At 32.8% G+C, this 22,898-nt stretch carries 20 protein-coding genes and 1 tRNA gene; 8 read left to right on the top strand and 13 right to left on the bottom strand.

Features of this window, described 5'->3' with window-relative positions; all coding sequences use genetic code 11:
* Window positions 1-62 precede the first annotated feature (62 nt).
* The 5 genes from KHA90_RS04205 to KHA90_RS04185 all read right to left on the bottom strand — a co-directional run bounded on the left by KHA90_RS04205 (window position 63) and on the right by KHA90_RS04185 (window position 7,034).
* Window positions 63-500, bottom strand: coding sequence for a retropepsin-like aspartic protease (locus KHA90_RS04205; RefSeq protein ID WP_213295772.1), 438 nt, complete (start codon window positions 498-500; stop codon window positions 63-65).
* On the bottom strand, window positions 452-3,109 hold the full coding sequence (locus KHA90_RS04200; protein WP_213295768.1) for a CHAT domain-containing protein: 2,658 nt from the start codon (window positions 3,107-3,109) through the stop codon (window positions 452-454). The genes KHA90_RS04205 and KHA90_RS04200 overlap by 49 nt, the downstream gene beginning before the upstream one ends.
* Before the next feature lie 207 nt (window positions 3,110-3,316).
* The gene (locus KHA90_RS04195; RefSeq protein WP_213295765.1) at window positions 3,317-5,269 is read right to left on the bottom strand and encodes a DUF7849 domain-containing protein; all 1,953 of its coding nucleotides are present in this window, start codon (window positions 5,267-5,269) and stop codon (window positions 3,317-3,319) included.
* A 305-nt stretch (window positions 5,270-5,574) separates the two neighbouring features.
* Entirely contained in the window at window positions 5,575-6,552 is a 978-nt protein-coding gene (locus tag KHA90_RS04190; RefSeq protein WP_213295761.1) for a hypothetical protein, read from the bottom strand.
* Between the two features lie 182 nt (window positions 6,553-6,734).
* Window positions 6,735-7,034: a hypothetical protein gene (locus KHA90_RS04185; RefSeq protein WP_213295758.1), complete on the bottom strand. Its 300-nt coding sequence runs from the start codon at window positions 7,032-7,034 to the stop codon at window positions 6,735-6,737.
* A gap of 243 nt (window positions 7,035-7,277) precedes the next feature.
* Between KHA90_RS04185 and KHA90_RS04180 the strand changes: the two genes are divergently transcribed.
* The 5 genes from KHA90_RS04180 to KHA90_RS04160 all read left to right on the top strand — a co-directional run bounded on the left by KHA90_RS04180 (window position 7,278) and on the right by KHA90_RS04160 (window position 12,007).
* Window positions 7,278-7,862, top strand: a complete 585-nt coding sequence (locus KHA90_RS04180; RefSeq protein WP_213295756.1) for an RNA polymerase sigma factor — start codon at window positions 7,278-7,280, stop codon at window positions 7,860-7,862.
* A 2-nt stretch (window positions 7,863-7,864) separates the two neighbouring features.
* Window positions 7,865-8,593, top strand: a complete 729-nt coding sequence (locus tag KHA90_RS04175; RefSeq protein ID WP_213295751.1) for a tetratricopeptide repeat protein — start codon at window positions 7,865-7,867, stop codon at window positions 8,591-8,593.
* Window positions 8,594-9,005: 412 nt separating this feature from the next.
* Entirely contained in the window at window positions 9,006-9,785 is a 780-nt protein-coding gene (locus tag KHA90_RS04170) for a TatD family hydrolase (protein ID WP_213295749.1), read from the top strand.
* Window positions 9,786-9,846: 61 nt separating this feature from the next.
* On the top strand, window positions 9,847-10,986 hold the full coding sequence (locus KHA90_RS04165; RefSeq protein ID WP_213295745.1) for a 1-acyl-sn-glycerol-3-phosphate acyltransferase: 1,140 nt from the start codon (window positions 9,847-9,849) through the stop codon (window positions 10,984-10,986).
* On the top strand, window positions 10,976-12,007 hold the full coding sequence (locus tag KHA90_RS04160; protein WP_213295741.1) for an asparaginase: 1,032 nt from the start codon (window positions 10,976-10,978) through the stop codon (window positions 12,005-12,007). Before KHA90_RS04165 ends, KHA90_RS04160 begins: the two co-directional genes overlap by 11 nt.
* A 142-nt stretch (window positions 12,008-12,149) precedes the next feature.
* Here the strand turns inward: KHA90_RS04160 and KHA90_RS04155 are convergent, their stop codons facing one another.
* A complete protein-coding gene (locus tag KHA90_RS04155; protein ID WP_213295736.1) occupies window positions 12,150-13,385 on the bottom strand; it encodes an MFS transporter in 1,236 nt (411 codons plus the stop codon).
* A gap of 90 nt (window positions 13,386-13,475) precedes the next feature.
* On the opposite strand from KHA90_RS04155, the gene KHA90_RS04150 reads away from it, so the two are divergent.
* From KHA90_RS04150 to KHA90_RS04140, 3 genes are all read left to right on the top strand, one after another.
* Window positions 13,476-14,348, top strand: coding sequence for a LysR substrate-binding domain-containing protein (locus KHA90_RS04150; protein ID WP_213295733.1), 873 nt, complete (start codon window positions 13,476-13,478; stop codon window positions 14,346-14,348).
* Between the two features lie 194 nt (window positions 14,349-14,542).
* Window positions 14,543-14,629, top strand: a tRNA-Ser gene (locus KHA90_RS04145).
* Between the two features lie 121 nt (window positions 14,630-14,750).
* Window positions 14,751-15,923: a tyrosine-type recombinase/integrase gene (locus tag KHA90_RS04140; RefSeq protein WP_213295729.1), complete on the top strand. Its 1,173-nt coding sequence runs from the start codon at window positions 14,751-14,753 to the stop codon at window positions 15,921-15,923.
* Between the two features lie 307 nt (window positions 15,924-16,230).
* Here the strand turns inward: KHA90_RS04140 and KHA90_RS04135 are convergent, their stop codons facing one another.
* The 7 genes from KHA90_RS04135 to KHA90_RS04105 form a co-directional block, all read right to left on the bottom strand.
* Complete coding sequence (locus tag KHA90_RS04135) at window positions 16,231-17,331, bottom strand: hypothetical protein (RefSeq protein WP_213295728.1); 1,101 nt, start codon at window positions 17,329-17,331, stop codon at window positions 16,231-16,233.
* Window positions 17,331-17,540: a hypothetical protein gene (locus KHA90_RS04130; RefSeq protein WP_213296241.1), complete on the bottom strand. Its 210-nt coding sequence runs from the start codon at window positions 17,538-17,540 to the stop codon at window positions 17,331-17,333. The genes KHA90_RS04135 and KHA90_RS04130 overlap by 1 nt, the downstream gene beginning before the upstream one ends.
* A gap of 100 nt (window positions 17,541-17,640) precedes the next feature.
* Window positions 17,641-19,665, bottom strand: coding sequence for a zincin-like metallopeptidase domain-containing protein (locus tag KHA90_RS04125; RefSeq protein WP_213295727.1), 2,025 nt, complete (start codon window positions 19,663-19,665; stop codon window positions 17,641-17,643).
* A gap of 140 nt (window positions 19,666-19,805) precedes the next feature.
* The gene (locus tag KHA90_RS04120) at window positions 19,806-20,150 is read right to left on the bottom strand and encodes a ribonuclease E inhibitor RraB (protein ID WP_213295726.1); all 345 of its coding nucleotides are present in this window, start codon (window positions 20,148-20,150) and stop codon (window positions 19,806-19,808) included.
* Between the two features lie 28 nt (window positions 20,151-20,178).
* Entirely contained in the window at window positions 20,179-21,027 is an 849-nt protein-coding gene (locus tag KHA90_RS04115) for a leucine-rich repeat domain-containing protein (RefSeq protein ID WP_213295725.1), read from the bottom strand.
* Window positions 21,028-21,030: 3 nt separating this feature from the next.
* Window positions 21,031-22,554, bottom strand: coding sequence for a hypothetical protein (locus tag KHA90_RS04110; RefSeq protein ID WP_213295722.1), 1,524 nt, complete (start codon window positions 22,552-22,554; stop codon window positions 21,031-21,033).
* Entirely contained in the window at window positions 22,551-22,895 is a 345-nt protein-coding gene (locus tag KHA90_RS04105) for a hypothetical protein (RefSeq protein WP_213295719.1), read from the bottom strand. The genes KHA90_RS04110 and KHA90_RS04105 overlap by 4 nt, the downstream gene beginning before the upstream one ends.
* Between the last annotated feature and the right edge of the window lie 3 nt (window positions 22,896-22,898).

Below are 22,898 nucleotides of genomic sequence, written 5' to 3'. Positions count from 1 at the left end.
TATACAAAAATGCGTACTAAAGTCCCAAGTCTGGAATTTGGATTTTAAAAATTGGAATTTTATTATTTAAGGTACAAACAATGATTATAATAATCGATAATCCCCTTACCTTCAAGTAAAACATCGGCTCCAATAATGCCGTGGACAGGTTTTGCCTTATATGCTTTTAAGGCTTCATTTACATGCGAAAGATCAAAAATTACCAGACTAAAATCCTGATTTTTCCAACTCCCGAGTTGTAAATTATTGTTTGCCGAAATTTGCGTTTTCATTCCCGTTCCTCCGGCTCCCGAAGCTTTGGTTTTAGATTTTTTTGCGTTTAATTCAAAACGTTCAATACTTTCAAATCCCACGCAGGAATTAGAAGCTCCCGTATCTAAAATAAAGTTTCCCGAAACGCCATTGATTTTAGCCTTTACAAGAAGATGTTGCGTTTTAGTGACTTTGAATTTTATTTTTTTGTATTTCTCTTTTTTGAGAACCTCGTGAAGATTTTCCATTTTTGATAATGATTGAAAATCAAAAATAAACCAATTACCGACAATAAACTAATCATGTAAAAGATATAATTTGGCAATTTTTCTTCAGTAGAAATAGAACCATAATATACAAAAGAACTCCAATAATAAGGCGATTTTTTAGCGTTTGGAATTGATTTATCCTTTAAAAAAGCAAGTTTTGCATTTGTATTAGCTTCAAAATACGGAACATCTTTTTTGATGTTTTTATAAAAATCAGTCATAAAAACCGATGTTGTATAATCGTTTACTTTCCATAATGAAAAAAGTAAATTCTGAGCTCCGGCAAACTGAAAACCTCTTGCAACACTCATAGCGCCTTCGCCTTTGTAGAGCTTTCCAAGTCCGGTTTCGCACGCACTTAAAACTACTAAATCCGGATTTATGTTGAGGTTATACAATTCTGAATATAAGATTTCCTGATCATAAAATTTAATACTTGCCGGAGTTTCAACATCTCCCGAAGAAGCATGTGTGCTTAAATGCAAAATCGAATATTGATTTGCATTATTTTTAAAATTCGAAAACGTCGCATCCGAATTTTCTAAATATTTTCCTTTAAAATTACTTCGAATAGATTCCAGTTCTTTCTTAGAATAACTCAATTCAAAAGCAGTTTTTTCGAAAACCGGAAAAACCCCTAAAACAGTTTTTTCAGATTTTAAAATTGGTTTTGAATTCAGATAAATATTTGCCGAAGTAGTATAAGCAATCCTGAAATCATTTAGTAAATAATGCATTTTGGCAAAATTTGTCGTTGATGATTTTTGCGTGATCAAAGCTTCGAAAGGCAGGAAATTTAAAATTCCGTCTGGAACAATGATGAGGTTCTTGTAAACCGTATTTTGAGGGAGTTTTAGTATATCATAAACTTTTTTCCCGTGGCGATTATATCCCGAAATATCATTGGTAATAGCATCAGAAGTATTGAAATATTCTATAAACTTAAAAATATAAATCATTGCCGTATGCGCCGTATAAATATGATTTAGATTAATTCTGTTATTTTGTAAAGTGAAATAATATAGGTTTTCAGCACCCATAAAATAATACACCATAACCGCTTTGTCTTTTTCTAGTTTTGATAATAAAGTTTTTAAATCGGAATTTTCGGGAATATTATCTAAGTTTCCAGATTGGATTTTTTTCAGGGAAAGCATCAATTCATTTTGCTTTTTAATATTCTGATTTATGAATGAAATATTAGCCAAGTTCCCTTTTTGCTGTTCCTTAATTATCAAATTATTTAAGTTTTGAAGTTCCTGTAAAAGTGATTTTTCTTCAACAGTTGCACTTTTGATATTCGAACGATAACTTTTTAAAATACCTGATTTTGTTTTTTCTGCTAATTGAAAAGCTTGTTCGAGATATTCAATTTTATTTTCCTGATGATATAACCGGTCATAAATCGAAAGACATTTTTCAGTACGATTTCTGACCCTGATTTGCGATATGATTTTTGAGTTTTCATAAACAAAAACATTCATCAACAAATCTTCAATATGAAGAGAAAGCTGATAAGATTCAAGCGCTCTTTTAAGTTGGTTTTCTCTAAGAAAAATTTCTGCTTGTAAATCCAGAACATCAATTAAAACCGTTTCCGCATATAATTCGTTTTGTTTAGGAAGAATATTTTTTGAATTATAATTGGGAATTAAAATTTTAAAAATAGCTTTTATTTCTTCTGAACTTTCGGCAAATTTTCTTTGATCAAAAAGTAACAAAGCTTTTTCATAATAAAGTTTTGCAACCTTTCGAGGTTGTGGATTGGGAGTTTCAAAAAACAATTTTTCTGCTTTTTTCAGATATGAATTTGCAATGTCATAATGTTGCCATTGTCTGTTTAATGAAGATAAATTTCTATATGAATTTGATAAAGTTTCAGATTGATCTTTTTCATTTTTTAAATAGTTTACTGCCAATTCAAATGACTTTTTAGTGTTAGAATAGGAATTCATTTTAACAATAAAACCATTTGTACTTAGCAAATAACTATTTCCTAAATTATTGTATAAAATTCCTTTTTGCGCATTTGATAGTTTTTCTATTTTCAGCGTATTTTCTAATAATTCTATTGCCTGATTAATTTTACCCGAACTCTGATATACATTTGATAAATTCAAAATCGCAGCAAACTTTTGCTTTTGTGCATCAGGATAATTTTTAGAAGTATTGACGATAAAAAAGTATTGTTTAATCGTGTTTTCGGCACTGTCATAATCGCCCAAAACCGTGTATAAATTACCCAAAGGTTTCAAACAAAACTCAATAATGTCATAATTGCTAAGTTTGTTTTTCTGATACAATTGCCAGGCTTTTTCGTAACTTGAAATGGCTTTTTCGGTTTGCCCGAATTGGTTTTCATAATACGCCTTATTGCAATTTAAAACCACAATTGCTAATAGTTCATCTTTAGTTTTAGGTCTTGGATTCCTCCAAAAATCAGCTTCAATCTGGTTTAAATTTTCTATGGCTTTCGCCGAAGGATTCTCAACAAAAGCATCAATTGCATTATATATTTTATCTTCCTGATGCTGTCCGAATAGCATCAGTGTTGAAAAGAATAACATATAGCAATATAGTTTTGTCATAAATGTTTTTGTTTCACAGAGATTCGCAAAGATTCATAGAATGTATTTAAAGTTTTTTTGCCACGAATTTCACGAATGATCACGAATTATTTTAATTTGATTTCGCGATATGAATTAGTGAAAATTAGTGAAAATTAGTGAAATTCGTGGCAAAATTTCTTCGTGCATCTCTGTGAAAAAACTTCGTGCATCTCCGTGTAATAACTATTAAAATTTCCAAATTCCATAAAACTGAAAATAGTTGAAATTCTGTTCGAAGTTCATGACATAACGCGCCCCTAAACTTGGACCAATTCTGGCGAAACCTAAAGTTAAATCGAATAAAACACCCGTTTTTAAATTGGCAAACGAGTTTTTGACCGAACTCGATTCAATTCTCGTATCTATTAAAAACTGATCAGTTCCGCCTTCAAAAATTTCAATTTTGGTGGTTTGGTTTTGTTCAGATGAAACATCAAAATTCGCCTGAATTCCTGCGCCAATGCCAATATAATTATTAATATTATACCGAATCAAAATTGGAATTTCCCAGTTTACATCTTTGTTTTCAGTTGTCGTTGTGAGGCGCTGAAATTGTTTTGTGCCATTTGCGCCTACAACAATTTCTTCAATTATTGTTGCGCCGCTTTCGTATTTATTAATGGCGTTCAACCATTCAGCCTGCCAATAAAAACGATACGATTTAAAAGGCGAAATTGTTGCGCCCACAAAATAACTTGTTGATTTTTCAAGATCAGGATACACATTATAACCCGCTTTTGCACCAATCGAAATTCCGGGCAAGAATCTGGTAGTTGCATAATTGGTAATGATAGGTTCATTTTTGTCAAATATAATTGCCGTTCTGCTTTTGGTTTTTACTTTATGAAAATCCTCTGCAAACTTCAGGGAATATTTTACAAAACCTTTTGTACTGTCTTTTTCATGTACATTTTTTTGCTCGCTTCCGGGTAAATAAATGTTTTTGAACGTAAAAAAGATCTGATTCTTTTTTATTATTGTATCGAGACAACTTGTGGTTGGAACTTCGCCTTTGGGACAAATTGGACATTTAGGATACATATCTTCAACCTGAAATGTTTTCTTATCAAACATATCCGGAATATCAGTTTCTAACCGAATCATTCTTGCCGGACCTTCGCCATTATTTTGAAAACGGGTTTTAAAATTCACTCGTTTAAAACGCACCAACCTGTAATTCATAAAACTTCCGTTTGATCCCATTTTGTTTGGATCGTGAGACGTTACGATTTCCATTTCGAGGTTTTTTATTTTGTGGTTTTTATAACTTCTGTTCGGGACAAAAATACCTCGCATGGTAACCGTTGCGCTGGTATCTTTGATCATTTCCGGAGTTGTTTTAAAAGTATAAAACACGTTGTGGGTTTCACTTGGGTTTACATCATCAAATTCTAAAATAGAAACATTATGATAGGTTTTATTAGCATCTAATAATGATGCATCAAGATCTTCCTCGGTAGTTGTGTTTCTGTATTTTCTGGTTTTAAAATTGCTTTCGGCGGAAGCCAAATAAGTATTCGAATCATCGAGATCATTAATTGATGCAATAGTTTTTTCCTTTACTTCACGTTCGTTTGCATAGGATCTAAAATCGACCAATTCGAAATTATTGCTTTTAAATTGTTTCTCATTATAGAATAAATAGAGCTTTCCGCTGGCAACATAATTTTCTAAGTTTTGATAACCTACAACGACTACCATTTCCTGATCCGGAATAGGATCGCAATTTTTTATAATGGCAAATCCGTTCTGGTCTGCGATTGAGGCAATGTCTTTATAATTAGTATCGGTAATATCATTTACGGCTACTCTTTTAGGTCGGGTTGCGGGAGGTTTTCCGTTGTCGTAATTGTTGGTTACGGCAAGTCTTGTGGTATACGTGCCTTTGTTTTTATAGACGTGTTTGGGTTCGGCTTCTTTGCTGTAGTGTCCGTCACCGAGTTCCCATAGATAAGAATAACTAGGTTTTGGCGCTCCGGCAATTGGTATTAATGGCGGAGTTTCCGGTTTGTAAGTTACAGTGTTTCCGTTCTGGATAAAAACAATATTGGCTCGTCGGGTTATGGTATCATTTACTTTGGTTTGTCCGGTTAAGAAAATAGAGAATAGAATAAAGAGAATAGATGATAGTGGTTTCATAACTAGATATTTTGGGTTCTAAAATAATTAGAATTAACCTGTTAAGTACAATTCGTAAAAATTTAATTTAACACATAGAAACATAGATTTTTCTTCTTTTAAATAAAGATTAAAATGAATGATACATCATTTACACATAGCTATGTACACTTAAATAAGTGAAACGCCTTTTTTGAGCATGCTAATCTATGTTTCTATGTGTTGAAAATAATTACAATTAGTTCAGAAATCAATTTGAAAACTGGATTAAATGTAAAAAAAAGTGATGAGCAAATCATCACTTTTTTTTAAAAGTATTTTGTAAGTTACTGAATAGCATTGATTGCCGCTACAAGTTGTGCTTCGGTGCCTACAATTGTTTCGGCTAAAGTAAAGGTGTAAACATCATTTGCAGCAATGGTTACGGCTTTGATTGCATAACGCCATTGACCATTATCTTCGGTCACAAAAATCACGTGACATTTTAAACCTATTGGTATTTGACCGTAATGTTCACTAAATAATCCTGCCGCTGTATAAGTATCTAGTTTGGCAAGTGCGTTTGTTCCTTCGCCATCATATGACAAATAAACCGCGCTATTATTGTTGTCGTAACCATCTGGCGCATCAGCAAGAAGCGTAGTTTTAGGTCTTGGATCGCTGTAAAAACGATCAACATTTGTCCAGCCAAAGTTGCCAAAAGTCACATAATAATTAGTTCCTTCGCCTTGAACACCGCCAGTTCCGTCAGCATTTGGTTTAGGTTGTTCCCAGGCTAATTCGCCTTTATCATCGATTATGCCATTCCATAACGTCATTGTATTGTCGACACCATCTGTTAAAGCTGCCGGAATGATTAAATTCATATAACAGGAAGTTTTAAGTTCAACTCCGCCTTGCGTGGCTTTGATAAAGAATTCTCCGCCGGAAATCAGCAAGTTTTTCTTTCCGTCAGGCATAACGCCCATTGTTGGTTTGTTGGTAATCAGCATATTTCCTTTGTCAAAAAGTTCAATGTATTCAATATCAACAACTCCGGTTACGGCAACTCCGTTTTTAGTCAGACAATCACCGTTGATGTTTAATTTTACACCTTTGGCAGATGTTAATGTTATTACACCAGTTCCGGCAGTGATGGTAAAGTTTTGTGTGTTTTTCTTGATTCCTTTTTCGGTTATTCCTTTAAAAGCGGCTGCTGATGGAGGCAAAACAAGATTGTTGTTATCGCCGTCACTATTGTCGCAGCTTACAAAATTGATAACTAATAAAAATAAAAGTCCGATTGTTTTAAAGTTTGTGTTCATGATTTCTAGTTTTTATAAATCTGCCTTGATTATTTCAAGTGGTTTTCAGATTCTGGTTGTTAATCTTATATTCTTATATCAATTAGGGTTTGATATTGTTACCCGTGTTTTTAAAATTATTTCAACTTTTTTTATACTGTTATATTAAGTTGCTTTATAAATTGTTACCCTTGTTTTTGATTTTATTTTGAAAGGCATTTGTCTTCAAATAAATTTCCATCTTCGTCTAAAGCGACCAGAATGTCTTTTTTCCGCGAAAGCGTAATCCCTAAATAAATCCAGACAATTGACCAAAGCCCAAATGTGATACAGGTAATAAATAGATGTAACGGATGGTTGATTTTTTTTTTGGCTTTGGATAAAACGGCATAAGGTAATTTTGTGTTATGCTCTATAATCACAAATCCATTTCGTGTTTTGGCAGAAAGCATTTTATGAAATCGATCCAGGTTTTTCTCTTCTATAAATTGATAAGTTTCCATTTCTCTTAGTTTTATGATTGTTTTTAGGGAAAGTTTTTTAGCACGAATTTCAAATCCACGAATTAAAAAATCTGCGATAATCTATTTCATCCGTTTAACCTGTGGGCAAATTTTCGTTAAATCCATTTTTAGGAATCCTAAAAGCTATTTGTTACGTTATATCAATATTATTTGTTAATTGTTACCCCATAATGTGAAATTTATTTACAATTGTTTTCTAAATTAGCTTCAAAAAGTTTTTTTATGGGCAAAATGAAGATTCATGCTGATCAAATGTATATTGATGGACTTGCTGCAAACGATTCGGCAATTATTCAGACCATTTACAAAAAGTACGTCCCAAAAGTGGTGATGTTCGTTATGAACAACTCCGGAGATAAAGAACATGCGCAGGATATCGTTCAGGAAATCATGATTTTACTTTTTAATCAGGCTAAAGCCAATGCACTACAATTGACTTGCCCGTTTGATGCCTACTTTTTTTTATTGTGCAAAAGAAAATGGCTCAACGAACTCAAAAAAACATCAAATAAAGGGGTAACAATTAATGAAGATGCAGTATCTATGAATGAATCTGCATTAGAATTAATTACTCACACAGAGGAATTTGATGAAAAACAACAGCTTTTTGATACCATGTTTCTAAAATTAGGAGATAAATGTCAGGAGTTGCTAAAGCTGAGTTTCACCACAAAAACAATGGAAGAAGTAGCCGAGAAACTTAATGTTACTTACGGTTATGTCCGTAAAAAGAAATCGTTATGCGTGGGGCAATTAACACAGTGGATTCAGGAAGCCAAAAATTTTAAATCGCTAAAAAATAATTAGTCATGAACGAAGAACGCTATATATTATTCGATCAATATCTTCAGGGAGAAATGACTGTGGAGGAAAAAGATAGTTTTGAGAAACAATTGTCTGAAGATCATGAATTGTCTTCGGAGTTTGAAACTTTCAAGGAAGTGCAGTTACGCCTTACAACCAAATTTGAATTTGAAGAAGAAAGAGAAGCGTTTTCAGCCAATTTAACTGCGATTTCAGAGAAGCATTTTAATACTCATATTAATAAACCAAAAGTCTTGTTGATGCGACCTTGGTATTATGCAGCCGCTGCATCGATTATTGTTTTATTCGGGTTATTCTTTTTTGATTATAATAATCCAACTTTTGCCGATTATGACAATCCGGAACCAGCAACTTTTGTAGAAAGAGGAGACGTAAATGAAACTTTAAATAAAGCACAAACAGCATTTAACGATGGAAAATATGCAGCGGCGATTCCTGTTTTTGAGGAAATTCTAAAAGAAAATAATACGCCTGAAATTAAATATTTTTATGGGGTTTCGTTATTAGAAGAAAGTAAATATACTAAAGCTGAAGCTGTTTTTAAAGAATTGATATCTGGAACATCTGTATATAAAGAAAAAGCAAAATGGAACCTGGCCTTATCTAAACTAAAACAAAAAAAATATAAAGAGTGCGAAGCAATCTTGCAGACTATTTCGCAGGATTATGAAAACTATGATGATGTTGAAAAGCTTCTGGATGAGTTGAATTAGATTAGGGTTTCACAAAAGCCACAAAGAATACACAGAGATTCGCAAAGAGATAATATACTTTGCGGATTTTTTTTTGCATAGATTTGAAATATATAGTCTCCACAAGATATTTCTACCAATAATAATTTTATAAATAACAAAGCAATACTCCGTTAGGAGTTAGATGTTGGTAGAAAAAAAACAACAATTAAAAATGTCCTGTAGGGACTAAACCATTATATAAAACCCGCGTAGCTAAAAGCAAACCCAAAACCCAAACCCAAAACAAACCCAAACAAGAAAAAAAATCCGTTTTTAATCCGCGTTTTCACGAAGTGAATCCATATCATCTGCGTGCCATTTCGCCACAATAACATTCAATTGGGAAAGTTTTTAATAATATCGTAATTTTGAACCTTTAAAAATTATAAAATTGAATCCAACAACCATAATTACCGATACACATACGCATTTATATTCTGATGAATTTGATCAGGATCGCGACGAAATGATACAACGCGCCATAAACGCCGGCGTAACCCGTTTTTTTATTCCTGCAATTGATGCTGCTGCAACGCAATCAATGTACGACTTAGAACAAAATTATCCGGATCATGTATTCCTGATGATGGGTTTGCATCCCACTTATGTAAAAGATAATTATGAAGAAGAACTAAAACATGTTGAAACTGAACTGGCAAAAAGAAAGTTTTATGCCGTGGGCGAAATTGGGATTGATTTGTATTGGGATAAAACCCATCTTAAAGAGCAGCAAATCGCTTTTAAGAGACAAATTCAGTTAGCAAAACAATATAAATTACCCATCGTAATTCATTGTCGTGAAGCTTTTGATGAAATTTTTGAAATTTTAGAAGAAGAAAAATCTCCTGAATTATTCGGAATCTTTCATTGCTTTTCCGGAACGCATGAACAAGCGCTTCAGGCGATTTCTTACAATATGAAGTTAGGAATTGGCGGAGTTGTAACTTTTAAAAACGGAAAAATTGATCAGTTTTTAAATCAGATAGATCTTAAACACATTGTTTTAGAAACAGATTCGCCTTATTTAGCGCCAATTCCGTATCGCGGAAAACGTAATGAAAGCAGTTATTTATTAAATGTTATTAGCAAATTAGCCGATATTTATGATGTTTCTGAAGAAGAAATAGCAGCAAAAACGACTCAGAATTCTAAAGACGTTTTTGGGATTTAACCCGTACCTTACAATACTTTAATTTTTTTTTTGTTCTTTTGCCCACTAAAATAGATATTTAATGCAGAAATTTGATGCCATTCGACCGTTTTATGATTCCGAAATAAATGAAGCACTTCATGGTGTTGTCAATCATCCTATGATGAAAGCCATGATGAATTTTACTTTTCCAGAATTAGAAGATGATGCTTGGAAAGATCAATTGAAAAAGACACATTCTATTCGTGATTTTCAATGTAATTTCATCTATAATACTATTCAAAAAGTACTCGATAAAAGTTCTGAAGGACTTACAACTTCAGGTTTTGAGAAACTGGAAAAAAACACTTCTTATTTATTTGTTTCTAATCACAGAGACATTCTTTTAGATACTACCTTATTAAATGTTTGTCTTTTTGAACATGGTTTAGTCATGACAGCATCGGCCATTGGAGATAATCTGGTTCAGAAAGCATTCTTGAGCACTTTGGCAAAACTAAACAGAAACTTTTTGGTTTTGAGAGGTTTAACGCCAAGAGAAATGTTGCAGAGTTCTAAATTATTATCAGAATATATAGGACAATTATTGCTTCGCGAAAATCGTTCGGTTTGGATCGCACAAAGAGAAGGACGTACCAAAGACGGAAACGACGAAACCAATCCCGGAGTTTTAAAAATGATAGGAATGGGTTCTGATGAAACCAATTTAATGGATTATTTTAAGAAATTAAAAGTTGTTCCGGTTTCTATTTCATACGAATACGATCCTACAGATGTTTTGAAAATGCCACAATTAATGGCAGAAGCAAACAACGAAGTTTATATTAAGGAAAAAAACGAAGATTTCATGACCATTTTAAGTGGTATTATGGGAACTAAAAAAAGAATACACATTTCTGTAGGAGATGTTCTGGATACTGAAATTGATCAGATTGTGGCTGAAAATGACAACGCAAACAAACAAATTCAGGCTTTGGCACAAGTTATTGATGATTCTATTTTGAAGAATTATCATTTATGGCCAACTAATTTTATTGCTTACGATATTATAAACGGAACGGATAAATTTGCTCATTTATATAAGGAAAATGAAAAATCGCTGTTTGAACGTCGTTTAGAAATGCGTATTGGCAGTACCGAAAATCCGGTTGCAAGACAAGGGTTTTTAGCCATGTACGCAAATCCTGTAGTCAATAAATTAAAATACCAGGATGTCATCTAAAGCTAAAATATTGCTAATTTATACCGGTGGAACTATTGGTATGAGTAAGGATTTTGCAACGGGTGCGCTTAAAGCATTCAACTTTGGAAAATTATTGCAGAATATTCCTGAAATTAAACAATTAGATTGTGAGATTGAAACGGTTTCATTTGAAGATCCCATCGATTCCTCAAACATGAATCCTGCGGAATGGACAAAAATTGCAGAAATCATCCAGGAAAATTACACTTCTTTTGACGGATTTGTAGTACTTCACGGTTCAGATACAATGTCATATTCGGCTTCAGCATTGAGTTTTATGCTCGAAAATTTAGCAAAACCGGTTGTTTTTACGGGATCGCAATTGCCAATAGGTGATTTGCGTACCGATGCTAAAGAAAACCTGATTACAGCAATTCAGATTGCTTCGTTACAAGAAAACGGAAAACCCGTAATCACCGAAGTTTGTCTGTACTTTGAATATAAATTATACCGAGGAAACAGAACTTCAAAAGTAAATGCAGAACATTTTAAAGCATTTACAGCGCCAAATTATCCTGAATTGGTAGAATCCGGCGTTCATCTTAAATTAAATTCACATTTATTTCTTCCTGTAAATACAGATGCAAAACTAATTGTCCACAAGAATTTAGACAATCATGTAGCGATTATAAAAATGTTTCCGGGAATGAGCGAAATTGTTTTATCCTCGATTCTTGCCATTAAAGATTTAAAAGGAATTGTACTTGAAACCTACGGATCCGGAAATGCACCAACCGAAGAATGGTTTTTGAATTTGATTCAGAAAGCCATTCAATCAGGATTACACATTGTCAACGTAACGCAATGTTCTGCCGGAAGTGTCAATATGGGACAATATGAAACAAGTACAGCTTTAAAATCTCTTGGCGTTATCTCAGGAAAAGACATTACTACCGAAGCTGCCATAACAAAACTAATGTATTTATTAGGTCACAATATCCCAAAAGAAGACTTCAAAACTATTTTTGAAACTGCTTTACGTGGAGAGATTTCGTTGTAAATATAAAAATTCCAATATTTTAAAATTCCAAATTCCAAATGTGAGAATTAAATCTCAAGGTTGGAATTTGGAATTTTTTTAGTAATTAGAATTTCCCTTTCCAAGATTGGAATTTGGAATTTTAAAATATTGGAATTTCCTTTTAATTTTTATATTGAATCTCACAAGTCTCTAAATCTTCTTCAGAAGCACTACGGTTTTTATAATACACATAAACAATTACCGAAATTATAGAAATAACTCCCTGAATGGCAACCGTATTTCGGGTTCCAATAATATGAGAAACGTAGCCAATAATCAAACTTCCCACAGGAATCATTCCCTGATATGCCATTAAATAATAGCTAATACTTCTGGATCTCATGCTCACAATACTTTGCGTTTGAATGTAAATATTGATTGATGAGGTTTGCGCCATCATTCCTACACCGCTCAAAGCCATACAAATAAGCGCAACGCTTAAACTATTTGAATAAGCAAGGATAATAATGCTAAAACCTAATAATAAACTTGCAGCGATCATTATTTTACCCATATTATCTGATCGTTTAAGATTTGCCAGATAAATAGCCGACACAATAGAACCAATTCCCGCAGCGCTTTCAAACCAGCTGAAAGTCTGAGCATTTCCGCTAAAAATATCTTTGGCAAAAACCGGCATTAAAGTATTAAAGGAAATGACGAATAAACTACTGCACATTAACATTAAAAGCATTTTTGCCATTTCGGTTTCTTTTTTCACATAATCCAAACCTTCGATAAAATCTTCCAACATTTTAAATTTGTCAGTTGCTTTGATATGCGGCGTAATTTTCATCATCAATAAAGAAATCAACACAGGAATATAACTTAAAAAATTCCCGATAAAACAAATGTCTTCACCATAATTGTGCAGAATAATTCCGGCAAGAGCAGGTCCGGCAATTCGGGCAAAATTGTTTAGAGTGGAGTTTAAAGCCACAGCGTTTGGTAAATCTTCTTTATTATCCACAATATCAATCATCATGGTTTGGCGACACGTCATATCAAAAGCATTGATGACTCCCTGAATAAGGCTCAAAGCCAAAATAAAATTGATATTGTATATTTTTAAGTAAATCAGCAAAGCCAAAGCTCCAGCCTGAAGCATTGCCAAAGATTGTAATAAAATCATGGCGCGGTGTTTATCATAACGCCCAATAATGCTTCCTGCCAAAGGTGCAAGGAAAAGCGACGGAATCATACTTAAAAAAGTGGTTAATCCCAATAAAAAAACAGAACCCGTTACGCTATAAACCATCCAACTCACAGCTGTTTTTTGAAGCCAGGTTCCAACTACAGAAACAGATTGTCCGTAAAAGAATAATTTGAAGTTTTTTGACCTTAACGCTTTAAACATGATTCCTAATATTTTTTACAAAGTTCGGGATTATGATTTCATTAGAAAAATTAATAATTTTACTGATAATAAGTAATTAAACTTATCAATATGGAAATTTATCAATTACAATATTTTATTAAAACTGCTGAAGTACTTCATTTTACTAAAGCTGCAGAATTGTGTTTTGTAACACAATCCGGCTTATCCCAACAAATGAAAAAACTGGAAGAAGAACTGGGTATGCCTTTGTTTATTAAGATTGGAAAGAAAGTTCAACTTACCGAAGCCGGATCTGTTTTCCTGATTCATGCCAAACAAATCATCGAAAATGTACAAAGTGGCAAACAGGCAATCGACGATTTGAACGAAATGATTGGCGGTGAATTGCGAATAGGAGTAACCTATATTTTTGGACTTTTGGTTTTACCAATTGTCAACATGTTTGCTAAAACGTATCCAAATTTGAGAATTGTTGTAGAATACGGCTCAACGGAACCTTTAGAAACTAAATTACTGAATAACGAATTAGATTTGGTTTTGGTCATTTCATCCAAAGAGATAAAAGAAACCATTCAGAAGATTCCGTTATTCACTTCAAATCTGGTTATGGCAGTTTCAAAAACACATCCTTTAGCTGTTTTGGATAAAATATCCTTTAAAAAGATAGGAGATTATCCACTTGTATTACCTGTAAGAGGATTTAGTTCAAGAGAATTTCTGGATGAATTGTTTTTAAAAAATAACATGAAACCTAAAGTTTCAATTGAATTAAATGCGGTTCATGCTCTTTTACAATTGGTGGAAGAAAGTAATTGGGTTACAATTGTAACCGAGAAAGCCCTAAAAGGCTGGGATAATTTAAAAGCCATCGCAATTACCGGAGTTCCCACGCAAAGAGAATCATTTATGTTAACAATCGAAGGAGCTTATCAAAAAAAAGCTGTAAAGTTATTTATGGAAGAATTTAGAAAAAGCATGTAAATAAAAGTTTGCCACGAATTTCCCGAATTTCCACGAATAAATATTAATCTATTGCTGTTCATAAAAAATTAGTGAAAATTAGTGAAATTCGTGGCGAAAAATAAAAATATTCAGCAGAATAAAAAGTCTTTCAAACTAATGCCTGATTTGTTTTTCTAAGTCAGTTTTTTTTATGTTATTTGCAAACCCAATTTAGAGAGGTGTCCGAGTGGTTGAAGGAGCTAGCCTGGAAAGCTAGTATATGGGTAACTGTATCGTGGGTTCGAATCCCATCCTCTCTGCTAAAAAGCTGTTATCCCTTATAAAAAGAGGGCTAACAGCTTTTTTGAAAAAAGACTGTGTCAAAATTGTGTCAAATATTTATAGTTTAAAAAATGTAAGTTTTTTAAATCATAAAAAAAAATGCAAAATTCTGAAAAATCTACTTCCTCACGTAATAAGAGCATAGCTTTTATAGATTACAAACCCGCAGAACTTAAAAAGAATAAAGAATGGATGATTGTTTATTACTCAAAGCATCCAGTAACAGGACTACTTGAGCGTCAAAGATTGCGTGTGCCTTGTTTGAATAGTATTACAGACAGGACTATTCATGCTAAAAGAATTGTCTTAGAAATTAATAATAAGTTGGCAGATGGGTGGTCTCCTTATATGGAGCAGACAGGGAAAAACTATAAAACTTTTAAAGAAGTAGTTAGTGGTTTTTTGAATAACTTAAATAAGCAACTTAAAGATAATGTACTTCGTCAGGATACTCTTAGAACCTATAATTCTAATTTAAATTTGTTTCAACAGTTTTTAATTGAGAAAAATATAAAAATAACTTTTGCAGTCGAGATTAATAAAAACCTTTGTACAAAGTATTTAGACTGGGTATATATTGATAGATGTAATTCTCCCAGAACGAGAAACAATCATTTAATTTTTATTAAATTGTTTTGTTCTTTTTTAGTGAATAGGGGAGTTTTAAAAGAAAATCCCGCATTAGGTATTAAACCAATGAAAGCTCCGCCTAAAACTAGGCAGGTTTTTCCGCAAGTAATTAAAAATAGAATCAATGAGAAACTGCTTTCTTATGATAATGGTTTTTTCTGTATTTGTATGACAACTTATTTTTGTTTCATAAGAAATACAGAATTAGGAAAACTAAAAGTTGGTATGGTTAATCTTAAAGAGAACTCAATTTTTCTGCCAAAAGAAATTTCTAAAAACAAAAAAGATGAGTTTATTACAATCCCATCTCAATTTTTGGAAATATTAAAAAATCATATCGGAAATGGTTTTTCACAAGATTACTTATTTTCTAGCGATAATTTTAAAGTTGGAGCAATTCAAATGCCAATTCGTAAAATTGCAACAGCGTGGGAAAAAGTTAGAGAAGAACTTAATTTGGAGAATAAATATCAGTTCTATTCCTTTAAAGATACCGGCATTACAGATTTACTAAATAGTGGAGTGCCGGCAATAAAAGTTAGAGATCAGGCTCGCCATTACGATATTAAAATTACAGAATTATACACCCCTAGAAACAAGGGCTGTGATGCAACAATACAAGAAGCAAACGTTACTTTTTAACCCTTTAATTATTGAGCCTGAAAAACAGCGTTTTTTTTGGAAACTTTGGAAACTTTGAAATATTTAATTTTAGTTTATTGGTTTTTAGTCATTTATGTGGTTTTTATTTTGGAAACGAGATACTAAATAAGTTTCCAGACTTGTTGAAATTGGAAACTTTGTATAAAATAAAATGTAGATTTTTTTCAATCAGATCCGCAGCTGCAGTTTGTCCAGGAATAGAAATAAATCTACATCTTTAAATAACAAAAAAATACCGTTACAAAACTTGCAACGGTATTTTCTAACTAAAAATAAAAAAAACTAACTAAAAAAACTTATTTCTGATCTCCACTTTTAAACCGAATGCATAGCAATAAATTTCAAAACCACCATCTTTAGCCGTTATGGAACTAAAATCAAACGGAACATAAGTACCGGTAGCATCACTGCTATTTACCATCAGATAAACCTCATTTGTCCTTACGTCCTGATAGATTCTAAGCAAATGATATTTCCCACCATAATAATTAAATTTCGTAAAAATTTTAATATACATTCCATTTAGCTGGAAAGTATCAGCCATTTGAAACAGCCTATTTTCGCCTAAATCCTGAGTCATTGTATTTTCTCCTGTCTGATTGTCAAAATGGTTAATACTCCATGCCGAAAATGAAGAGGTGCTACTAATATTTAAAACACTCTGAACAATAAAAGGAATTCGAACAGCAGAAGTAAAACCATAAACATTTCCTCTATACTGTGGACTATCATAAACCTTAAAGAACTTCAAGTTCTCTTTAGGAAAATTATTTACAGATACTTGTTGCACCGCTGATAAATCCTTATCAAAGAAATAATCCTGCGAAAGTGCATTTATCAAATTATCCATAGAACTATTATCAATTGCAGGCTGGCAAAGTTCACCCCAAACCTCCTGATAATTAAACACCAAAGGATTAATATTATACGCCGTTTCTGACTGTATCATAACCATATCAGGACGATTCAAATCCTTTACAACACTCTGAGAGGATGAAAGGGAAGCAATCAAAGTATTATCCATCTTCATGAGCAATACATTTCCGTTTTTAGCCTTTAAAAATTTTATAATCCTTTTCTCGGCTGGTGGTGGAAATGAAATTGAAAAAAACTTCTTGGATAATTGAGCAAAAAACTCATTGGCACTCTCAGCAATTATTGGAGGATTGCAGGAGTTAAGATTAAAATTATTGTAATTTAAAAACTGTGTACTCCAGTCTCTTGATTGATCTGATTTTAATTCAAAATCATCACCCGATCTCTTTACACTTTGTTTTGAAGCAAAAGAACAAATCTCATAACCTAATTCTCCATCTTCACCCTGAGTCATTAAAGCAACAGTATTACCTTCTCGCTTTTCAAAGTATCTATTTTGATTTGCTATCATTATTTTTTCTTAGCTGCTTTTTTTACTGGTTTCTTCTTGGCTACTTTCTTTTTAACTATCGCTTTTTTAGCTGTAATTTTGACAATCTTACCGCCTTTAACATACTTGAAACCCTTTTTCAATGTTCCGTCTGTTTTAAGCCCCGTTGCTTTTACAACACTGCTACATAATTTCTTTAATCCTTTTACTGTTTTTTTCTTTACTGCCATGATTGATTGTTTTTGTGATTGATTGATTTTTAAATTGTAGATTTTTAAGGCAAAATTCCCTGGAGAAATGAAGTGCCGGCTTTCAAAAAAATCTACTTTATTAATTTACCGTGAACGATAATTTTTTGATTTGGATTGTCTGTGGTTCTGCCGATGCTTCGGGTGTTGCCCGCACAATTTTTTTACTAAAAATATTGAATTTCAATTCGTCGAGCGGTTTATCCTGATAACGGTTTTTATCTGCCCAAATGTAATTGTCCTTATAATTGGGCATCTTTTCGGTAAATAAAACTACATCTGCATCAAACTGGCTTTTACTTCCGCCACGCATTTTGCCGTCTGTGGTTTGTTGGAAAATAACAATGAATAATTTCCCGTCATATTTCTTTCTCAAATCTTTGTCGACTTCAAAGCCTTTATGCATTTCCTGCATTTTAGAGAAACTGTCAATTATGATAACATCATTATTAACGATCAGCTTATCTAAGTCAGAAACACTTTTGATTTCAGGAGCTTCAATGTTTTGCAAAGCTTTTGCATTTAAATATTCATCTGCTTTACTGTAATACAAACTACTCTCTGGGTGCTCTTCTATACTGGCATGACCCGTTTTGTAGTTTTGTGCCAATGCATTCATAAATTGGAAACACATTCTTGTTTTCATTGAACCCTGACCGCCAGTAAGGGAAATCACGACACTCTCTTTTTCCTTGTGTTCAATATTCCCTAAAAATGCTGAAATATCCGTGTTTTCAACTTTAAAGAAATCTACCTTCAAAGGCTTGTTTGCCATTTTATAGGCAAGTGAATTTTTATTTACATTATTCTGTGCAACGGGCTTTATTTCCTTTACAACAGGTTTTGCAATAATCTGTGTTTTGATGGCTCGCTTTGCAATTGTTTTTTTAATTGAAATACGTTTTTTGTTTTTTATCACTCCGTTTAAACCATCAAACAAATCCAGTTGTTTCGCTTTTGGCTTTACTTCTCTTTTTACAGTGGGTTTTGGCAATTCTTTTTTAACAGGTTTCTTCTTTGCAATTTCTTTAGTAGGCTTTTCTGCAACCTTTTCATTAGTATCTGTGTTTACTGCTTCACGCCCTAAAATATGATTACTTGCTTTTTGTGCCTGCGCTGATGCTTTTAAGAAAAAACGATTATCATCACTAAGCTCGTCTATTAGATGATTGTTCCAACTTTGTAAATACTTTGCTGAATTTTCTTTTGTATGGAATAAAATTCCTGATTCACTGCAAAGGAACACCGCGCCCAGCTCTGCAATTAATTCCTCAAAGGCATAATTCCCGCTACCGCCACCTTTTCGGGTTCCTGTCATATCCCTGCCCAGTCGCTTTTCTGCTCCCGTGCTGTGTACCGCTTCGTGAAAGAAAGTCGAATAATAAAAGGCTTCACTCGTGAAAGCTTCAATCTTTGGCATATTGAGTTCATCGCTACTGGGGCGATAATAGGCTCTATCTCCTATGTTGGTGTATTTTGGCGGGTTTTTATATCCATCAATTAACGCCTGCGCTTCGGCAATCGGATTTACTATTTTCTTGTCTTTTTCCGCTGGAAAGTGCAATCCCTCGCAATCATCAGCACGAAATACATTGTAGTATTTTAAAACGGGGAATTTGGTAAGGTTCTTTTTTAAATCTTCCTTTGAAAGAGCGTGCGTTTTTACAAAATCGCCAAACTTTTTATTGTCGTTTGTTTTAAATTTGAGGTTCTCACTGTGGTAATCATGAATTAGGGTGTAATAAATCACACGTCTTGCCTTGCTTCCTTTTTTAAGTTTTGCTTTAGCTTCCTCGATTTGATTGAAGGTTAAATAATAAGGCTGTACGAAATTTGCAGGAACTAAATAAGGCTGTTTGTCATCGTCGAATTTGACATCAAAATTCAAAATAAAATTTGCTCCTGAATACTCCTTTTTAGAAACATAATTCATAACTGAATTACTAGCCCCTGAACCTTTCCATTCTTTTTGCCAAGGTAAATGACCCACCTTTTTAATGGTATTAATAATCAAATCGGTAATGTAATTGTAAATTTCATCCGGAGAAACTGCATTCAATCCAGCGTTATGATCCTCAGAAATATATTCTAAAGTGGGCAATAGCATTTCTGCATCAAAGTATCAGGTAGCTTTGCAAAGGTTTTACAATGAAATTGCAATGCCTTTGCAATGTAATTGCAAAAAAAATACCCGCTTCTTTGCAGAAGCGGGTATTCAGTCATGTGTTTTTTTATGTAAACGTAAATCTATTTTGGCATAACTGCGCCACAACCTTCTAATGAAACACCTGTTTGCTCAGCCATCAAAAACATTCTACCCATTTTTGCCTGTAATAGTATTAGGTCCCATTTTTGTTTAATATCAGCCTCAATTTGCCAACCTTTAAAAAACAGTAATGTTCTTGTTTCTTTTACACGAAAAACTATCTCATCAGATTCTAATTCTTGTGTTAATAACTGCATTCTGTCCTTTTTTACCGCATAAAAATGAAAATTAACAGTAAGTTCGGTTTCAGAATTTACACCTTTCTGTTCCCATATTTCCCACATTTTCTCATTTCTATCGAAATGTTGTAGTAACTCGTGATTCATGTTTTTAATTGATTACTTTTTATAATTATTATTTAATTTCTTTCTCCGGATAATGTACATTATATTCAGGACGTTGACTACCCCAAAATATTGGAATATCTTTTGCAGGAGTTGTGTCGTGATCTTGAATAACTGTAGTTCCTAGAGCAATAAGCCTTTTTAACTTTGGCATTTGCTCTACAAATTTTATAGACTTAAGACTTTTACAATCTTGCAGTTGTAGGTGTTCGATGTTCTTTAAATTTCCTATTGGACTAAAATCCTCTAGTTTCCAACAAATGTCAATATCTAATCGCTTTAACTTATGCAAAGTTGTAAAGTCGGAAATATCAGTTAAACTTCTAACTGCTCCCAGTGACAAATACTCCAAATTTGTTAAAGTCTCAATCCCTTTTAATGATTTTATTTTAGACCTTGTAATACTTAAACTTTTCAAATTGGGTAAACAACTTAATTTTGTCAAGTCTTTTTCATCGAAATCAGAGACATACAAACGTTCTAAATTTGTATTATTTAAAGATTGAATGTTAACAATATGTTTTTTAGACCAGACTGATAAATTTAAAGAAAATAAAGACTTCGGCAGTTTTGAACAATCTAGTATGAAATCAGAATCTTTATATAAAGAAATAACTAGTCCTCTTAAATTTGGTAAATCATAAATAAAAGAATTATCCCCATCTCCATATTGATTACCAATATCTAAATCTAATACATCGCTAAATCTTTCAACAAACTTTTTTAAAAAAGAGTTGTCGTATTTTCCACTTAATCTAATAGAATATTTATTTTGTAAAAAATCAGAATCAATATTTTCTAAATCTGAGTCTGGTTTGATCATTAAATATGGATCATGTTTTGCTCCTGATAAATACATAGTTTAAAATGTTATTGGTAAGTTATACTTTTTTGCTATTTTTATTGCCTCTTCCTCAAACAATTCACGTCCTGCCTTTGTGTCTAATTTAAATCTTCCACCTACAGGATTGACCTTATTTAAAAGGTAATTTACTTCATCACCTTTAGATAATTTCCCTTTATACTTCTCTAAAATAAGAAATTGTTCATACATTTCTCGCTCTAATTTAGTAGAACCTTTCATTTTATGAATTATTTCAGCACCCTCTTGTACGGTGTGAGAAAGTTTTCCTGTTTTACTAAAGTGATTTGTTATCCTTTTAAATACATCTTGAGATTGTCCCACATAACCGTTAATATCATCACCATGTTTCACTACTAAATCGTAGACACCTTTATTGTCTTCGATTTTATCGAGGATTTTCATCGTCTTTTTGATGATTTTAGCTCCACCAATCACACTTCCTGCTAACGGTATTGCAGATGCAAAGCTTAACGCCGCATCTCCATAATTTCCTCTCGCTAATGATATTGTTCCGCTAATAATATCCGCAGCTTCTCCAACTACTGGAATTAATCCTATTAAGTCTAATGCTGTTTGAGTTGCATCGAGATAAGCATCCCAATTGGTTGGTTTACCCCCATGATCCGCTGCATCAAATTCATTTAATGTTTTCCACTTTATTGGAGAGTATCTTGGGATACTTATACTTGTATTAAACTCAGGTACAAATCTATCTTTTGAGAATGGCTTTTTTAATCCGGAAAAATCTACGTCAGGAAATGCTTCTTTTGCTTGCTCTAAGGTTCCTTCAAAAGTGGCGTGTTCATTTTTGTAAGCCCAAACTTCTTCACCACGAGATGCAACTTGCGATTTAAATTGACTTACGAAAACTGTTCCTGATGCAGTAAATCCTGCCGAAGTAGTACGCTTTATTTGTGCAATACTTTCACCTACACTTACAAATTCATGTTTAATTTGATTGAGTTTAGTACCCTTCTCATTTACTATAACTATGTTGGTGTCTTTTTGATTTTCTTTTATTTCACCATCCCCGCCTAAAGTTACCTGCACACCCTGATTTTCACTTTTATTATTAAAGTAGGCTAAAACTGTTGCTTTACTGCAATTGGCAAGTCTAATGTTTAAAGGCATCGTTCCGTCTGATGCTACTTGATTTAGATTGCTAATTCCAGACAATTTTACTGCCTCTTTATCATCATTTTTTATAGCCCATTTTAATAGTGTCAATTCAAAATCTGTCGGCTTTCTTGATGGTGTTGCTTTGTAGATATATGATTCACCCGCTACAACTTCTTTAACTATGTTTTTTTCTTCATCAAAAGGACCTTCAACTTTCATCACTTTAATATCAACTATTTTAACTTCAGGAGCTTCTAAGGGTTCATTATAAGATATTCCATCTTTTGCTGTTTCGGTTATCGCTCCTTGAGCATTAAAAACTATATTTCCTTTGGAGTACATATTATAATTCCCTCCAGTTGTTTTTATTATTTTACCTCCAACGATTCTTATTCTGCTCATAATTCGATTATAAATTTAAGATTAACAAAATCATAAACACGTTTTTGTCCTTCTTCGTAGAAAGTTTTTTCTGCAAGTTCCTGAATGTCTTTATAGCTTAAGTAAGCAATCATGCTTCCATCACTCATATTTATTGTTTGCCCTTCATAGGTCAAATAAAAGACTTCAAAATTAATTGAAATCCTAGCGCTATAATTTTGAATAATATTGTCGTTTGAATCCCGAAAAATTAATTGTTTATCTTTCAAATTATAACGAAAATACGATTTGTTTTTACGATTTGTGAGTATTAACAAATCGTTGTTCATCACAATAGTTATTTCTTCTACTGTTTTTATCATAAG

The sequence above is a fragment of the Flavobacterium psychroterrae genome, assembly GCF_018380615.1.
Lineage (GTDB): Bacteria > Bacteroidota > Bacteroidia > Flavobacteriales > Flavobacteriaceae > Flavobacterium > Flavobacterium psychroterrae.
Note: the sequence above shows the minus strand (reverse complement) of the source record. Positions and strands in the feature narration are given on the sequence as shown.

Excerpts from the sequence above, each read along its gene's own strand:
- KHA90_RS04205 (WP_213295772.1), bottom strand. The coding sequence starts at position 500 with ATGGAAAATCTTCACGAGGTTCTCAAAAAAGAGAAATACAAAAAAATA.
- KHA90_RS04200 (WP_213295768.1), bottom strand. The coding sequence starts at position 3,109 with ATGACAAAACTATATTGCTATATGTTATTCTTTTCAACACTGATGCTA.
- KHA90_RS04195 (WP_213295765.1), bottom strand. The coding sequence starts at position 5,269 with ATGAAACCACTATCATCTATTCTCTTTATTCTATTCTCTATTTTCTTA.
- KHA90_RS04190 (WP_213295761.1), bottom strand. The coding sequence starts at position 6,552 with ATGAACACAAACTTTAAAACAATCGGACTTTTATTTTTATTAGTTATC.
- KHA90_RS04185 (WP_213295758.1), bottom strand. The coding sequence starts at position 7,034 with ATGGAAACTTATCAATTTATAGAAGAGAAAAACCTGGATCGATTTCAT.
- KHA90_RS04180 (WP_213295756.1), top strand. The coding sequence starts at position 7,278 with ATGGGCAAAATGAAGATTCATGCTGATCAAATGTATATTGATGGACTT.
- KHA90_RS04175 (WP_213295751.1), top strand. The coding sequence starts at position 7,865 with ATGAACGAAGAACGCTATATATTATTCGATCAATATCTTCAGGGAGAA.
- KHA90_RS04165 (WP_213295745.1), top strand. The coding sequence starts at position 9,847 with ATGCAGAAATTTGATGCCATTCGACCGTTTTATGATTCCGAAATAAAT.
- KHA90_RS04160 (WP_213295741.1), top strand. The coding sequence starts at position 10,976 with ATGTCATCTAAAGCTAAAATATTGCTAATTTATACCGGTGGAACTATT.
- KHA90_RS04155 (WP_213295736.1), bottom strand. The coding sequence starts at position 13,385 with ATGTTTAAAGCGTTAAGGTCAAAAAACTTCAAATTATTCTTTTACGGA.
- KHA90_RS04150 (WP_213295733.1), top strand. The coding sequence starts at position 13,476 with ATGGAAATTTATCAATTACAATATTTTATTAAAACTGCTGAAGTACTT.
- KHA90_RS04140 (WP_213295729.1), top strand. The coding sequence starts at position 14,751 with ATGCAAAATTCTGAAAAATCTACTTCCTCACGTAATAAGAGCATAGCT.
- KHA90_RS04135 (WP_213295728.1), bottom strand. The coding sequence starts at position 17,331 with ATGATAGCAAATCAAAATAGATACTTTGAAAAGCGAGAAGGTAATACT.
- KHA90_RS04130 (WP_213296241.1), bottom strand. The coding sequence starts at position 17,540 with ATGGCAGTAAAGAAAAAAACAGTAAAAGGATTAAAGAAATTATGTAGC.
- KHA90_RS04125 (WP_213295727.1), bottom strand. The coding sequence starts at position 19,665 with ATGCTATTGCCCACTTTAGAATATATTTCTGAGGATCATAACGCTGGA.
- KHA90_RS04120 (WP_213295726.1), bottom strand. The coding sequence starts at position 20,150 with ATGAATCACGAGTTACTACAACATTTCGATAGAAATGAGAAAATGTGG.
- KHA90_RS04115 (WP_213295725.1), bottom strand. The coding sequence starts at position 21,027 with ATGTATTTATCAGGAGCAAAACATGATCCATATTTAATGATCAAACCA.
- KHA90_RS04110 (WP_213295722.1), bottom strand. The coding sequence starts at position 22,554 with ATGAGCAGAATAAGAATCGTTGGAGGTAAAATAATAAAAACAACTGGA.
- KHA90_RS04105 (WP_213295719.1), bottom strand. The coding sequence starts at position 22,895 with ATGATAAAAACAGTAGAAGAAATAACTATTGTGATGAACAACGATTTG.